This window comes from Rickettsia endosymbiont of Seladonia tumulorum, from assembly GCF_964030815.1.
Taxonomy (GTDB): Bacteria; Pseudomonadota; Alphaproteobacteria; order Rickettsiales; family Rickettsiaceae; genus Rickettsia.
In genome coordinates this window covers 182,702-198,555 of sequence record NZ_OZ034963.1, presented here as the reverse complement: position 1 = coordinate 198,555, position 15,854 = coordinate 182,702, and the positions used below count along the sequence as shown (strand labels likewise).

Genomic DNA, 15,854 nt, shown 5'->3' with positions numbered 1-15,854 from the left:
TATTTTTAAAAAAAATTAAAGCAAAGGTTGTAATTACTTCAAAAAAATCTTATAACTGCTAGCTGCAAAGAACTAAAATTAAATTAATGAGAAATGTTTACAGAACCTAGTATGAGTATAAATAAAGCAGCAGAAAGTCAGTTAGTAATTTACCAAGACGAGAATGGGGAAGTTAATGTTGATGTACAATTATATAATGATACAGTTTGGTTAACCCAAAACCAATTAGCTAAACTTTTTGATAGAGATAGAACAGTTATCACAAAGCATATTAATAAAATTCTCAGTGATAGAGAATTAGATAATACAGTATGTGCAAATTTTGCACATACTGCTTTAGATGATAAAATATATAATACCAAATATTATAATTTAGACATGATAATATCAGTAGGGTATCGGGTAAATTCTAAGAGAGGTATAGCTTTTAGAAAATGGGCTACTAACTTGCTTAAAGAATATCTGATTAAAGACTATAATATTAATCATGATAAAATCACTCAAAAAAGATTAAATCAACTACATCAAACGGTAGAACTTCTAACAAATACTTTAATAAATCAGAATTTAGTAAATAGTACAGGACAAGAGTTAATTAATCTTATTAAAAATTATTCTAAAACTTGGGATATATTAATTAAATATGACGAAGACAAGCTAAATCCACCAATCAAATTACAATCAGAAAGTAATGAATTATTGACCTATCAAGAATCTTTAGAAGCAATTATGAAGTTAAAGCAAGAATTAAGCAAACAAATGGATTCAGAGATAAGTAACTTATTTGGAGCTGAAAGAGGTAGTAGCTTAAAAGCAATTTTAGGTAATATTGACCAAACTTTTGATGGTAAATCTTTATATAATTCTGCAGAAGAGAAAGCAGCTCATTTATTATATTTCATAATAAAAGATCATCCGTTTAACGATGGCAATAAACGAATAGGATGCCTACTTTTTTTAATTTATCTTACTAAAGCCAAAATTGGCACAAAAAATGTTGGGGTTAATACTATGATCTCAATGGCGTTACTTATTGCTGAAAGCGATCCTAAACAAAAAGAGCTAATGATAAACTTAATTATGAATCTCATAAGTGATTAGTTTGTGCTAAAAATATATTTTATGAGCTATCATGTAGGCATAAGAAAGAGCAACACTTTATAATAAAATAAGTCTTTGCTCCTTATGCAGATTTTTGCCCGCAAAGTACATAATTGGTATATGGAAGCATCGTTGTCAATTTTTTAATAACGAGAGTACACTGCTTTTAATTTATTTTACAGAATCAGAATGTTTTAATAATAAATTTCTTTTAATATAAAGTGCATCACCCCATCCACATGTTGCAGAAACAGTATCAATTCTTAAAAACCCTTGATCAGCAAGAAATTTATCTAAATCCCATATATTTGTTCCATTTGTATACAACTCCGCATAATTAACCTCCGCTATTATACAATCAATCGTTTTTAAAGTGTTTACCGCTCCCTGCAAAGCTAATAATTCAGCTCCTTGAACATCTATTAAAATAACATTATATTTTTTTACATCATATTGCGATTCCTGAAAATATGTATCTAATCGCTTTTGAGTTACCTCTATAGTTTCTTTAAACAAAACATCTGGATGAATAACTTTATGTAAATTTAACTCTAATAAAGAGCTAGACTGCCCATTATTAGTTCTATGAAATTTAGCAATTCCATTTTCATTTGTAACAGCAAAGTTTTCTGCTATACATGTAGTACCATTGGGCTTAACATTTTCTAATAATTTTTTGTATGTATCTGGATCAGCCTCAATCCACAATACATTTTCTATATTTAGAGTCTTATAAAAGTCTTTTTCACCACCATAAAATGCTCCAATATGGATTATACCATGTAAGTTAATACCAAATATATATTGAGCGGTTTTAAAAAGGTTATGAGGACTATTAGCATAAACACTACTACTTAGTATTATAGTTAATAATGCTACATATAATTTTTTCATAATTTAAATTTAATAATTTATTATTCCAGCACTGGTAATAATATAACTTATCAAGTAAAGAAATAAACAGTTTTTATGATTAATTGTATAAGACATTATAATATGATATAATTTATTACATCTCGTCAGAAGAAGCAGAAAAGTTACTAAAATAAAAATATAGTCTATAACTTTGAACTACCGTCATATTTATCATGCAGGCAATTTTGCCGATATAGTTAAGCATCTAGTTTTAATTACGATTTTAGAGCAGCTGAAAAACAAAGAAAAACCTTTTGCCGTTTTAGATGCTTTTGCAGGGCTTGGACTATACGATTTAGCTTCAGAAGCCGCTTCCAAAACTTTAGAATATAACAACGGAATCGGTAAATTATTACAAGCTCTAGATCATACTCCTAAATCATTAAAAATATTTCTGTCTGTAATAAATTCCGTGGGTCAGAATTTTTATCCTGGATCACCTTTTATAATTAATAAATTATTACGACTTCAAGATCGTTTAATTGCTTGTGAACTCCATCCGGCTGATTACCTTGATTTAAAAAAGCTATTACCAAATAATACACACTGCATTGATGCATATAATGCTATAAAAGCTTTTCTGCCTTTTAAAGAAAATAGAGGATTAATATTTCTTGATCCACCATTTGAAGTAAAAAATGAGTTTCAAAAACTAATTACTGCACTGAAAAAAATCAAAGTTTCAGCTTTAAATAATTCTACTTTGATTTGGTATCCTATAAAGGATTTGTTACTAGTAAGTGATTTTTACCACAATTATAAAACTATCGGATTTAAAGAAACATTAATTATTGAATATGAACTTTTATCTAGTGATAAGAATATGGTAAAATGTGGATTGATGTTGATTAACCCGCCTAATATTAGACAGGAATTAGAAGAGTTAACAAAATATCTAAGTTATGCTTTAAATCTGAAATTTACTTATATTGACTTTTAATGTTTACCCGAAGAAATATTTTTTTACTAATTACCCTTTTTTTTCTTCAAAGCTGTAGTACTCTTGAATTCTCTAATGATAAAACCCTACTTTCTACTACCTCTTCTCAATTAGAAAAAAAATATAATATAAATCATGCAGAATTAGTAGTTCAATATAATCTTACAAATAAAAACAATAAATGTTTATATGCTAAAAATTTAGGTGTTATAATTAATGATCTTAAACAAAATAAAATTTTCTTACAGAAATTCCATAACAAAAATCCTACTGAACTTAATAACGCTGCTGGTTTAAAAATATCTGCTATAAAAGAATTGGTTACGAAATTAAATTCAAAATATAAATTCCTTTCTAACGCCGAAACTAGTTATTTTGCTAAAAAAACCACTCACAGAAATAATATGTCTGAGTTAGCAAAACTTGATAGAATAATTTCTAAAATACCTCTTATGTTGCCGGAATATGAACCTAAAATCACTAGCCATTATGGCAATAGAATAAGCCTGCATAAAAAGAAACGGAAGAAAAAATGTTTTCATAATGGCATTGATTTACAAGCAAAAAAAGAAGCACCGATATATGCATCAGCAAACGGAGTAGTAATTAAGACCGCTAGAGTACGTGATTACGGAAATTTCATTGAGATTAAACATTCACATAAATTTGTCACTAAATATGCTCATTTAAAAGAAATACATGTTAAAGAGGGAACAAAAGTTACACGTGGTCAATTTATAGGCACTCAAGGAAAGACCGGTAATGCTACAGGTGAACATCTACATTTTGAAATTATATTAGATAATAAACCGATAAATCCGTTTGATTTTATATTTAACTGCCGTAAATCCTAATCTAAAATACTTATCTTTTTCATTTCATAATAAAATTCTATTGACTTTTGATCGAAAAAATCCTAAACCTTTACATCTAAGGATTATAATTAGCAAAAATACTATGAAAAAATATATATCAATAATCATCATATTGTTAATGAGCAATAATGTGTTTGCAAGGGAACAAATATCCAATCTTGTTACACCTGTTAGTTATTTTATAGATCATATATCACAACTAAAAAAGATTAAAAGTAACTTAATCAAATATAAACAATCTAGTTTGGTAGGTGTCAGTGGCATGGGAAAAACTCAAATTGCTAGGATGTACGCTTATGATAAAAATAATAAGGCTGATTATGATATTATTTGGTTTATAGATTGCAATTTAGATATTGATGGACAATTAGTAAATCTTGCAAAGGCTATTAATATAAAAGCAAATTCTGCGGTAGTTTCAGAAAATATCAATGTAGTAAGAAAAGAATTAATGACCTATTTAACCAGTAAAAACAGATGGTTACTAGTATTTGATAATTTAAAAATAGGACAGAATAAAAAAGTAGCAAATTTTATTAATTGGGAACATAACGGCAATATTATATTTTGTTCACAGGACAGTGAATTATTACCAAATATCGTAAAAATTACTGCTTTTGAGGAAAAAGAATCTAAAATGCTTGTAGAAAATATTTTAGAAAGTAATAATCCAGAATCGATAGAATTTTTAGTCCAAGAATTTAAAGGTTATCCAATTCTTATGGTTCAAGGATCGCAAATATTGAATCAGGTACAAGGTTTAAGTTTAAACGAATATAAGAAAAAAATACAAGAAGCTGATGATAAAATTAAACTAAATATTACACTTGCTATTAGTGAGTTAAGCCCTTCTGCCCAAAAATTACTAAATGAAATAGCTTTAATTAACAATCAAAGTTTTTCAAAAGAATTTCTAATTTCTATCACCTCGGATAAAGATCATTTAGATGATGACATTTATAATATTTCCAAATTTGCTTTAATCACTAATATTGAGCCAAATGAAAATAATCCAATATTTGAAATGCATGATGTTATAGTTGAAAAAATATTACAGATTAATGAAAATGATAATAAAGAAAATCTCAATCAACTTATCACCAATTTTTTAAATACTATCCCTAAAAGTTTAATAAAAGGAAATGTTTTTAGAAAAAATAAAACTGTGTTGGACAATATTGAAATAATTACCCAAAATGCAGAAAATTATAATATCTCAATATATAAAATTTTAGAATTAAAACTAAACTTATTAATACAATATGTTACAGCATGTGATTTAACAAGAAGTAAAATATTAGTTGATTGGTTTGACAAAAACGAAAAAGAAAATAATTTTAAATTATTGATGATGGATAATGACGAGAAAGGAGCGTATGCTACTTATTTAGGACGCATAGGGTGGTATTATTCAAAGAACTCGGAAAGTAGAGAAGCAATTGAATATTTTATGAAAGCTAAAAAAGTATTTGAGGGAGTTAAAGAATATGGAACCTCAAAAAGTAATATAGTTTTTGGTTTAGTTATATCTAATGTTCAATTAGGAAATCTAAAGGAAGCAGAAGCAAATATCCAGATAATGCAAGATATGTTTAATCAAAATCTAATAGATAAAACAGACGCTGCAACATTAGATTATGCAAAAGCTCACTTATTTCTTGCTCAAGGTAAATATGAGGAAGCATTAAAGCAAATTAATGCTACAATAGATGCTTGTATTGATAACGGCATGAAGCCTCAAGATGTATTTCTTACCGGCTTATATTTGCTTAAAATAGATATATTAAATAACCTTAAAAATTATAATGACGCTCTTCCTTTATTAGAAGAGGTGTATAATATGAAAAAACCTAAAGAAAAAGAAGAATATCCGATATTTGGACGTATTTATACCCAAATGTCTATAGTAAAACTAGGACTTGGAAATAATAATGAAGCTTTAGAATATGCTAAAAAAGCTGTGGAAGCTTTCCTTAAAGATCCAAATAGATCCAATAAAGATGTTGCTGCTTCACCTGACATATATTTAGCTAAAGCATTTGTAGCTGAGGGAAATGCATTCGCATCAATTAATAAAAATGAAGATGCAGTAACGGCTTATGCTACTGCAGAAAATATATATTGGAATAATTATCGTGAAAATATGAAAAATGTAGATGCAATAAGTATCATGTATTTAAACGCTGCTAAAGCAAGTTGTCATGTACCTCTCAAATCTTTTTATAAAAATTTCCGTGATCATCATATAGAAAAATTTGGGGAACAGCATCCAAGAAGTATAGAAATTTTAAAGCTAAATTGCCATTAATTTATAACGTGTTAAATTGGCTTTACCCAGGTGAATAAAATTCCCCTGTCATCTTCATGGGGGCTTTGTCTGCGTGGATCAGTTTTTCTTGTCATTGCGAGGAAATTACGAAGTAATTGACGAAGCAATCCAGCTAAAAAATGCTAATTTATAGTATTTTTTATTATTTTTTCTGGATTGCCACGCTCATTTCATTCGCATAGCTCAGACGACTTTCGATCCACGCAACAATGCTTTCCCGCAGAAGCAGGAATTCAGAAAAATAAACATAAAAGCAGCAAGTTTTTAAAATTAAAAGCTTAGGTATCTCGCTTTATGCTGGATTCCCGCCTCCGCGGGAAGGCGTTGTTGCGTGGATCAATTTTTCCTCTGTCATCCCGCGACTTGATCGCGGGATCCAGCTTAAAATACTAAAATTATTAGTATTAAAAGTTGCTTTTCTGGATCCCGTGGACAAGCCACGGGATGACAACATAAAAGCCTGGATTCCCGCTTCCGCAGGAACGACATAAATAATCCATAAAACAAAGCCGGTCAAGCAACTAGATGACAGGATTGGAGGTGATCCGCAAAACAATTCCTATACAAGAAGGCATTGCCAGCATGGATCATTTTTCTTGTCATTGCAAGGAAATTACGAGTAATTAACGAAACAATCTAGTAAGAAAATACTAATTTATAGCATTTCTTATTATTTTTCCTGGATTGCCGCACTCACTTCGCTCATTCGCAATGATGTCTCTTAATTCACTATATTTTTTTCCATCTATTATGAAACCAGAACCACTGGCTAGGATTTTGCTTAACCCAATCCTCTAAAATTTGGTTAATATTAAGCATAATATTATAGCAATCTGTTTTACTATCGCCTGTTTGCTCCCAGGTTAAATTTGGATGGATTATTAACTTAAAATAACTACCTTTAGTCCTAACAATTTGACATGGCACAATCGGATATCCATATTGCAAAGCTATTTTAGCAATAGCGTTAGCAGTCATGGCAGGATAACCTAAAAAAGGCACTTCGATGCCATCATTCATTTTCTGATCAACAAGCATAGCAATAGATTCATGCCCTTTAATTGCTCTAACTAAAGCTCTGCTACCATCTGGTCCTTTAGGAATAAGTCTTAGCTTAGAACTAGCACGACTCTCATTAATCAGTTTATTAACATAAGGATTATTAGCTTTACGATAAATTACAGCAAATTTAGGATAAATTTTATGAATAATTTTAACAGCAATATCCCAGTTAGCAAAATGACCAGTAAAAAACAAAAAAGGCTGCCCTTTTAGCTTTTTAATATTTTCCAAACCTATTATCTCAATCCGGCGTTCTAGTTCTAACTCATCCATTTCATTAATATAAGCAAACTCGCCTATGAACCTACCGAAATTATCCCAAGTCTGGTCTATAGTTTTTTCTACATCAAATGCATCACCGAAAACAGCTTTAATATTTCGTCTGGCAATTTTATTAACAGCAAATAATATACCAATTTTGCGAGCTATAAAACTACAAATATCTGCTGCTTTATCTATACCAAATATGCCAATTATCTTCAAAAAAATAACAACAACAGCATACTCAATTAGATATCTAATCTTTTTTAAAAATTTTTTCATAAAGTAAATTAGGATTATTAATAGATAACTTCACATCTAAGCATACAATAATATCACTCGAATCACCAATCTTAACGTAATCTTTTCTCGTAGTGATAAGAGTAGCATTATTTGTTTTAGCAAGTAGATATAAATTTTCTAAATCTGCTTGTAAATAGTTATAATGATCTGGGAATATTTTATATCCTACTATATTCAAACCATGATTTTTTAAGGTAAGGAAGAAACGTTCAGGATTACCTATGCCGCTAAAAGCAAAATAATTTTTATTTTTGTCTATATCGCTTGAAGCTACTATTTGTGCTTGTATTAACTTATTTGCATAAGAAGCTAAGCTAACTGGTATTTCATCAGAATTATTACTCACTAAAAAAATTAAATCAGCAACACTTAAAGCTCTATTTGGGTATTCCCGTAATGGACCTGCAGGAATTAAAAATCCATTCCCGAAAAGCCTTTGTCTATCTACAGAAACTATAGTGATATCTTTATGAAAATAAGGATTTTGTAGAAAGTCATCAACTATTATTATGCTGGGCTTAAGTTCATGAATCAGAGGTAAAATTTGCTTAATATTTTTAGTAGCAATAATTGTGCCGTGCTTTGCAAGTATTACAGACTCATCCCCTACTTCTAGAGTGCTATGCTCTGCTTTTACAATAGTTGCTTCTTTAAGGTTACTACCATAAGCTTTAGTGACTATAACAAAATCTATATTTTGGGTCTTCAGTAAATTAGCTAGATACATAACTATCTGCGTTTTACCAGTACCGCCTACGCTGCAATTACCGACACAAATAACTTTAGCAGGTAATATAATGGGACGTGCAAAAATATGCCGCAAAAATCCTAGAAATTGATATATCAGACTTATAGGGAATAATATATAAGCTATAATATTCCGCTTTTGCCAAAATTTAGGATATAGAAGTTTAATCATACTAAAAAATTATGTTTCTTCGTATCATTATACACTTCTTTTAAAATTATTTTAAATAAAAAAGCCCCCTTTTTTCAAAGAGGACTTTTTCTAAAAAATATATTAAGACGATGTAGCCAATTTTTGAAGTTGTATCTACGTATACCGCAGATACTTTAAGAGTTGGAAGTCAAATAAGTGGTGAGCTAAGCTAGGCGTACAAATAGTACGTGAGCACAGGCGAATCCCGAAATTTGGCTTTCAAATCTTGAAGTATCAAAGGTATACTAGAAGTTTAGGCGGACTTTAAGAGTACCTTGGTGCGAAATAAACTTTTTTGCAATGTTTAAATCGTAACCGATTCCGTATTCCATTTTAGTATCTGGTCTTATTGTTCCACTTAAACCTAGATTGTAAGTTGTTCTGGCTGTTTTATCTGATGGAGTAATATATGGATTTACTTGTCCTTCTAACTGATACTGTGTTTTAGATAATCTACCACCTATTTTCTGAATCACAAAAGCGTGAGCTTCTGGATATACTATAAGATCGGTTAGATTCATGGTGTAACCCATTAATTTAGCACCGCCTATGAAATCAGTTCTATCGCTAAACTTACTATAAACTTGTCTGTTTGCAAATGTTGTACCGCTTTCTTTATAGCTTTCATCTGATGATTTTAAGTAACTAAGACCTGCCATTGGAGTAACCATCCATTAAACTAGCATCATAACCTACCATAAAATTACCACCAAAGGTCATATTGCTATAATTAGCAGAAGCAATTTGGGTACTTCTATTTCCGTTCTTATCGAATACATAACGCTGGCTTCTGTTCTTTACTTGGTTTACGCTGAATATTGCATTACCATGGATGAAGAAATTAGCAACAAGTTGCTGTGCACCATATAGAGAGAATGATAAGCTATCAATAGTGGTTTTGTCACCTCTTTTATAATTTTGGTGTTTTACATCAGTTTTAGCAAGACCAATAGCAGCACCTATCATTAAATTATCATTAGCTAGAGTATCTAAACCGATTACAGTACCAACAGTTCTAGCTTTGTAACCTGCTACACCACCTTTCTCGCTTTGATGCGTATCTACATATAAAGGTTTAAACCATACACCATAAGCTACATTGTCAATAGGTTCATCACCCGCAGCAACACCGCCTTCACTTGATGCCATTTTATCGCTTTCAGGAGTACAAAGATATCTAAGCTCATCTACTCTATAACCAATTAAACCCTGCTCTTCTTTCGCTACATTTATATTTATATTATTAACAGATGTACTTGTATCGGTAAGAGTAGCAGCAAACGACGTAGCTGCATCATTAGTATTCTGTGCTAAAAGGATATTGTTATATGCTTGTTCAGCATTACCAGTATTATTTGGATTTAAGAATGTTACAAGGTTATGACGTATAACTGGATTACCATTACCGCTAATATCATTATTAAGTATATTTTCTATATTATCGATATCAATGGTACGTGTTACTAATGTTTCATTATTACCGCTTAAACCATAAATTACATAACGATTAGTTCCAACTACGTTAGGATCAATGTCATCATTATCAGCACTAATATCACCTTGGATTAAAGTATAGGCTCTTGTACCGATAAAGTCTATACTCGCATTATCTTGTACCTTAATGGTTTTCAATCCTGCAACCTTAACGTCTGCTCCACCACTGATAACGATATTACCCATAACTTCATCTGATGTCAAAGTAGTAGAAATAGTCGTATTATCTCCCCATGTCGAAGTACCATTTGTAAATCCTAAAACATTTGCACCAAGACTAATTTCACCGTTAACATTTACGATACCATCTATAGCTACATCAGCACTACCTGAAACTTGTAATGCTGCTAAAGCGTTATCAGGATTAGGATTACCTTTTAACGTTACAAGAATATCCTTAGTATTAACAAATTGTAATGTACCTGTATCACCCGCAGCATTAGCTTGGATAGAATCTGCAATATAATCATTGGCAATTTGTAAGGTAGAATTACCACCGATTGTAGTAGCACCATTAGAAATAACATCATCTGTGAATTTAACAGTAGTATTATTAGTTAATGTTATATTGTTAAATTTATTAGCATCTGTACCAACAGTACCGCTTACTATACTTGTTCCGCCACCATTAAAGTTAAATGAACCAGTGTTAACACCTGCAATGGTAATTTCAGTAGCATATAAGTTAACGCCTTGACCAACGTTAAGAATAGTATCTGTATTAGTACCAGCTGGAGCAGCAAAATTAATTTCTGCAAGCGGGTTATCTGCACTACCCAAATTTGTACCAGCTACAAGATTTGTATTGTCAGCAACTACAGGTCTAAATATTATTGTACCTTGACCGCTAGCATTTGTAGTTTTAGTTATTAAATAGTTATTGTGAGCGAATAATGCTATTCCGTTATTTCCAAAAATTAAGTTACCAATAGCAGCATTAAAATCAGTTGCAGATGAACCAATATTGAACTGTCCAAGTCTTACAGATGTTGAATAATTACCGATATCACCCTTAATAACTAAACCTTGTCCACTTGCTAAACCACTCGCATCTATAGAACCTTGCTGATCATTAGTTACAGCTATATTACTATTAATTTCTATATCAGCTGCACTAGTTAGAGTCAATTGTTCATTAGCTCTAAAAGTTATAGCACTGCCATTAGCTAATAATTGAATATTATTACCGCCAAATGTTAAGTTATTATTATTTAAATCAATAGCTTTAAGATTCGTAATATTACCATTAAGAGTTACACCTTTTGCATTAAGGGTAATAGTACCATTAACACCTCCACTACTAATAAAAGTAACATCTGAAGTAAAGCCATCAGTTTCAATTGAAATATTAGAATTTGTATTGGAAAAATTTATATTTAATAAACCAGCATAACTACCAACTTCACCAGCAACAGCAAAATTTCCAGCAGCAACACCATTAGGTCCTAAAATAAGATTAGAGGCTTCATTCATCATCATGATAGTTAATTGCTTACTACCTACAACCCCTGCAACTCCAACAGTATTACCAGCAGTAGCAGTTCCTATTTGTAAAATGGGATTAATACCATTATTATTGATAGTTACAGTATTATTAACATTACCTATTATCGTGTTGCCTGTTGCACTATATAAAAGGGAATCACCGTTCCCAACAGCAACAGCAGGAAGCCAATCTGTTCCAGTACCAAAACTTGCTGTTGGAACATTAACAGTTTTTTGAACACCAGCACCCATAGCGGAACTTGAGGTAGCCGCAATAAAAGCTGCAGTAGAAATTGTTTTTATCAACCTTTTTGAGATTAATCTTTTTAGAAAATTTGGTTTTTGAGCCATAATTTTTTCCCATTTCTTAAGTTAAAATTTAGTATTTGGAATTAAACAAAAAAGTATATTTTCTAACGCAGAAAAAACTAAAGCTTGTTAAGAAACTCCACTAAACTACCTGATTAACTATATTATAGGTAATAATCAATTACAAAGAAGCGTTATATTTTATTAATAAAGTTTTAACTAATGTAATATTTTTATCACGAAATTTAACTTAATAAATTATTAAACTTTATTGTTGTTAATAAAGCCTTCAGGGATAAAATTTATGATATTTTTTGTGGTTTTGGAGATGGGAAAAAGTTATTGCGAGAAAAATGATACTGATATATACCGCTAATAAATGCTATGCATTTTACTGGATTGCTTCGTCAGTTACTACATAACTTTCTCGCAATGACAATTCCTTTTTTAAAACTGTCCGATACTATTGATTGCCATATGGTAGACGAAGTTTAATTTGGAAAAGAGCAAGGAGTTCACAAGACGAGGAGCGAAGCGTATACTTAATACGTGGCTACCTGCGTACTTGTAGAACGACGTAGCCAATTTTTCAAATTAAACGAGTATACATTTATTCTTGGCTAAATATTAATAACTTAGCCCCACTTTCCCATTTCAGCATTTCATCATATCTAGTATGCCAAACACGCATAATTTCTTTTTCATATTCTATAATTTGCTCTTCTAAACCTTTAAAGCTTTCTACCATTTGTCTAGCTCTATATAATATTGTATCATTAGCAATATCAAAAACTTTCTTCAAATGCTTATCTTGTTCTGCTTTATAATTTAGATGGGCTGCTCTACCAAGTTCGGCATCTCTATCCATTTCTTCGCTTCTTATTTGTATTTCAAATTTACGTTTAGAATATTGAAGCTGCATTACACTATGAATAGATTGATAACCATTATTTTTCGGTCTACAAATATAATCTTTGGTATGCAATAATGATAGATGCGGGGAATCCTTTATTATATCTAGAGTATTATAGCATTGATCCTTAGACTTAACAATAATTCTACATGCAATTAAATCTTTCAATTCATGAACCGCTACCTCTTTTCTTTTCATTTTTTTAAGAATAGAGTAAGGTTCTTTAAGACGCATAAATATCTTGTTCTCTATGTCGGCTTTATGCAAGTCCTCTTTAATTATATTAATTATATCATAAATCAAGCACTTTTCTCCCACTTACTAAATAAATATACAAAAGAATTTCTTAACTTCAATTATTAGTAAATAGCTTATAATGCTTTCAAACTAAAGTTATAAGGCTATCATACCTAAATATTAAAAAACATATTAATATTAAAAACAAGTTTTTTCAATATATTGTTTAATTAAATTTAACTTAAGTTAATAAAATAGTTTCCTTAAAGCAACTTATACGTGTTAGTTTAGTAGTAAATTAGCGAATTTATTTATAGATATTTTAGACACACTATCTAGTACTTCAATCATATTTTCTAACTTACCAGTACATTCTAAAACTATATCTACTCCTGCTTCTAAAGCTTTTTTAGCAATATCTTTCATGTCGCCATTTAATGCTTTCATTTCTATTGCATCGGAAATAATAAGACCTTTATAGCCGATTTCATTTCTAATATATTTAATAACTTTTGGTGATAATGTAGCAGGATTATCAGGGTCAATGCACTCATAAACTATATGTGCTGTCATAGCAAGCTTCACTTGATCAAAAGAGCTAAGTTCTTTAAACACCTTAAAGTCAGTTTTTTCTAGCTTTTCTAAACTATTACTTACTTTCGGCAATTCTTTATGGCTATCAGCTTTAGCTCTACCATGCCCCGGCAAATGTTTTATACAACCTTGCACCTTTTCTTGCTGCAAACCTTCCAAAGCTGCTATACATAAAGGCACAACTATTTCAGGTTCTACACCGAAACTTCTATTACCTATAACATCATGTGCTCCTTTATGGCTTATATCGCCTACCGGTGCAAAATCTAAATTAATACCAAATGCTTTAAGTTCTTTACCTATATTACTGTAATTTTGTTTACATTTTTCTATTGCAATTTCTAATCCTTGATCTTTTGCTAAATCACCAAAACCTTTAGCAGGAGGTGCATTATAGAAAGTTGGTTTTGTAAGCCTTTGTACTCTACCACCCTCTTGATCTATAGCAATAATAGAATTTTCCCCTAATATTTCTTTTATATCAGTGATAAGCTGAGCAAGGGCTTCTTTATTTTGCTTTCCTTTTTCATCTGCTTTGATATTTCGTGCAAATAAAGCTATCCCTAGCGGACTATGCTCATGTAACAATGCTTTTTCTCTATCAGTTAATTTAGTATCTGATATGCCTATAATTACAGGTTTTACAGCTTTCTCTAAAGTCATAGTTGCTTAGAATATAATATTAAATTTGTAATACAATACACAATCTAAAATCATCGGCAAGGATTTTTTTTATTTGGAGGGATAAATTATTGAAATTAATAAGCAGTATATCTATTTTATCATTAATATTAACATTTGGAAAGGAACTAGAAATATTTTGATCAATATTTAAATGCTTTTGAAATAATTCAAAATCATTCGCAGTGTAATATTTTCTATTTTTTATTTTGTAATTAGATAAGCCTAGATTTTTTTTTTCTAAATACCTTAACTGGTATAAAGCAATGTTTAAAAGCTTGGTTATTTCGCTAGCTGAATAATATTTTTTAGTCATTTTCATTAATCAAAGCTTTTAACTTAGCAGAGGGGACAAAACGTAATATATTTTTCGGCTCTATAGTGATTTGAGATTTTGTATGAAAATTTATTCCGGGACGAGAATTTTTATGCTTAACTTCAAAGCTACCGAAGTTTTTTAAAGTTAATTTTTGTTTTTTTGCGATATCTAAAATATTAGTAAAAACTGCATTAATTATCTCTTCGCATAAGCTTTTTGAAAAGCCTAATTCAGCGTTTAGCATAAAAGCAATTTTTTCTTTAGTAATAGTCATAGCATACGAATCAATTATATGAGTGTAATTAACTTATAGCATGCTTAACTTATTAAAGTCAAATATATGTAATTAGCCGGTTTTTATGCCATTCCTGCGTAGAGATTATTTCTCGCTGTCACCCCGTGGTTTGCTAACTGAGTCCGGCATTGTTGCGTGGATCGAGAGTCGTCATTGCGAGGAAATTATGAAGTAATTGACGAAGCAATCCAGTAAAAAATGCTAACTTATAGCATTTTTATTATTTTTCCTGGATTGCCACGCTCCTTGCAGTCGCGTAGCTCAGACGATTTGGTATCCACGCAATAATGCCTCCCGTGGCTTGGGAACTAGGTCCAACTAGAAATACATTACTTATGATTTTGCTTTTTCTTCGTTGTGTTCGTTAATATTTTTATTTAACGCATCTAATTTATCAATAATAGCTTGACGCATTTGTTCTTGTTGTTTAGTACCAGCTTTTTTATATTCTTCGATTTTTCCATTAGCATCATCTAAAGCTTTTTGTAGCTCTTTACCTTTTTCATCTTTTATTTCTGCAATAGCTTGTGACATTTGATTATAAGTATCACTTAAAGTTTGATTAAACTTTTCACTACCATTTTTTGCTAAATCTTTTAAATTTTCTTTTAGCTCTTCTAATTTTTGAGCAATTGTTTTTGTTTGTTCCTGAGCTACTTCTTGTGCTTGTATTTCACTTTTTGTAGCATCATCAGCAAAAGCATTAGGGGTTACTAATAATGTAGCAGCAGTTGCAAATGTTACTAAAATTTTTTTCATGATATTCTCCGATCATTAATGTTATTGTTTATATTATATCAT

At 30.4% G+C, this 15,854-nt stretch carries 12 protein-coding genes and 1 pseudogene; 4 read left to right on the top strand and 9 right to left on the bottom strand.

Annotated features, from left to right (window positions below; all coding sequences use genetic code 11):
- Positions 1–93: 93 nt before the first annotated feature.
- Complete coding sequence (locus AAHF54_RS00930; protein WP_342170061.1) at positions 94–1,101, top strand: virulence protein RhuM/Fic/DOC family protein; 1,008 nt, start codon at positions 94–96, stop codon at positions 1,099–1,101.
- A gap of 171 nt (positions 1,102–1,272) precedes the next feature.
- On the opposite strand, the gene AAHF54_RS00925 is transcribed toward AAHF54_RS00930, so the two are convergent.
- Entirely contained in the window at positions 1,273–1,995 is a 723-nt protein-coding gene (locus tag AAHF54_RS00925) for an FkbM family methyltransferase (protein WP_342170060.1), read from the bottom strand.
- A 172-nt stretch (positions 1,996–2,167) separates the two neighbouring features.
- Between AAHF54_RS00925 and rlmJ the strand changes: the two genes are divergently transcribed.
- The 3 genes from rlmJ (at position 2,168) to AAHF54_RS00910 (ending at position 6,139) form a co-directional block, all read left to right on the top strand.
- Entirely contained in the window at positions 2,168–2,956 is a 789-nt protein-coding gene (gene rlmJ / locus AAHF54_RS00920; protein WP_342170059.1) for a 23S rRNA (adenine(2030)-N(6))-methyltransferase RlmJ, read from the top strand.
- Positions 2,956–3,810, top strand: a complete 855-nt coding sequence (locus AAHF54_RS00915) for a M23 family metallopeptidase (protein ID WP_342170058.1) — start codon at positions 2,956–2,958, stop codon at positions 3,808–3,810. The genes rlmJ and AAHF54_RS00915 overlap by 1 nt, the downstream gene beginning before the upstream one ends.
- A 103-nt stretch (positions 3,811–3,913) precedes the next feature.
- Complete coding sequence (locus tag AAHF54_RS00910) at positions 3,914–6,139, top strand: tetratricopeptide repeat protein (protein ID WP_342170057.1); 2,226 nt, start codon at positions 3,914–3,916, stop codon at positions 6,137–6,139.
- Positions 6,140–6,889: 750 nt separating this feature from the next.
- Here AAHF54_RS00910 and AAHF54_RS00905 read toward each other — a convergent pair.
- From AAHF54_RS00905 to AAHF54_RS00870, 8 genes and pseudogenes are all read right to left on the bottom strand, one after another.
- Positions 6,890–7,765, bottom strand: a complete 876-nt coding sequence (locus AAHF54_RS00905) for a lipid A biosynthesis lauroyl acyltransferase (protein WP_341788749.1) — start codon at positions 7,763–7,765, stop codon at positions 6,890–6,892.
- The gene (gene lpxK / locus AAHF54_RS00900) at positions 7,740–8,705 is read right to left on the bottom strand and encodes a tetraacyldisaccharide 4'-kinase (RefSeq protein ID WP_341788748.1); all 966 of its coding nucleotides are present in this window, start codon (positions 8,703–8,705) and stop codon (positions 7,740–7,742) included. The genes AAHF54_RS00905 and lpxK overlap by 26 nt, the downstream gene beginning before the upstream one ends.
- Before the next feature lie 266 nt (positions 8,706–8,971).
- Positions 8,972–11,693 (bottom strand): annotated as a pseudogene (locus AAHF54_RS00895) (autotransporter outer membrane beta-barrel domain-containing protein).
- A 931-nt stretch (positions 11,694–12,624) separates the two neighbouring features.
- A complete protein-coding gene (locus AAHF54_RS00890; RefSeq protein ID WP_341788747.1) occupies positions 12,625–13,230 on the bottom strand; it encodes a bifunctional (p)ppGpp synthetase/guanosine-3',5'-bis(diphosphate) 3'-pyrophosphohydrolase in 606 nt (201 codons plus the stop codon).
- Positions 13,231–13,446: 216 nt separating this feature from the next.
- The gene (gene nagZ / locus AAHF54_RS00885; RefSeq protein WP_342170056.1) at positions 13,447–14,421 is read right to left on the bottom strand and encodes a beta-N-acetylhexosaminidase; all 975 of its coding nucleotides are present in this window, start codon (positions 14,419–14,421) and stop codon (positions 13,447–13,449) included.
- Positions 14,422–14,440: 19 nt separating this feature from the next.
- Positions 14,441–14,761 carry a hypothetical protein gene (locus AAHF54_RS00880; RefSeq protein WP_341788745.1) on the bottom strand — a complete coding sequence of 107 codons (321 nt, stop codon included), beginning with the start codon at positions 14,759–14,761 and terminating at the stop codon, positions 14,441–14,443.
- Complete coding sequence (locus tag AAHF54_RS00875; protein ID WP_341788744.1) at positions 14,748–15,032, bottom strand: HU family DNA-binding protein; 285 nt, start codon at positions 15,030–15,032, stop codon at positions 14,748–14,750. The genes AAHF54_RS00880 and AAHF54_RS00875 overlap by 14 nt, the downstream gene beginning before the upstream one ends.
- 354 nt (positions 15,033–15,386) lie before the next feature.
- Positions 15,387–15,812, bottom strand: coding sequence for a hypothetical protein (locus AAHF54_RS00870; protein WP_342170055.1), 426 nt, complete (start codon positions 15,810–15,812; stop codon positions 15,387–15,389).
- Positions 15,813–15,854 lie beyond the last annotated feature (42 nt).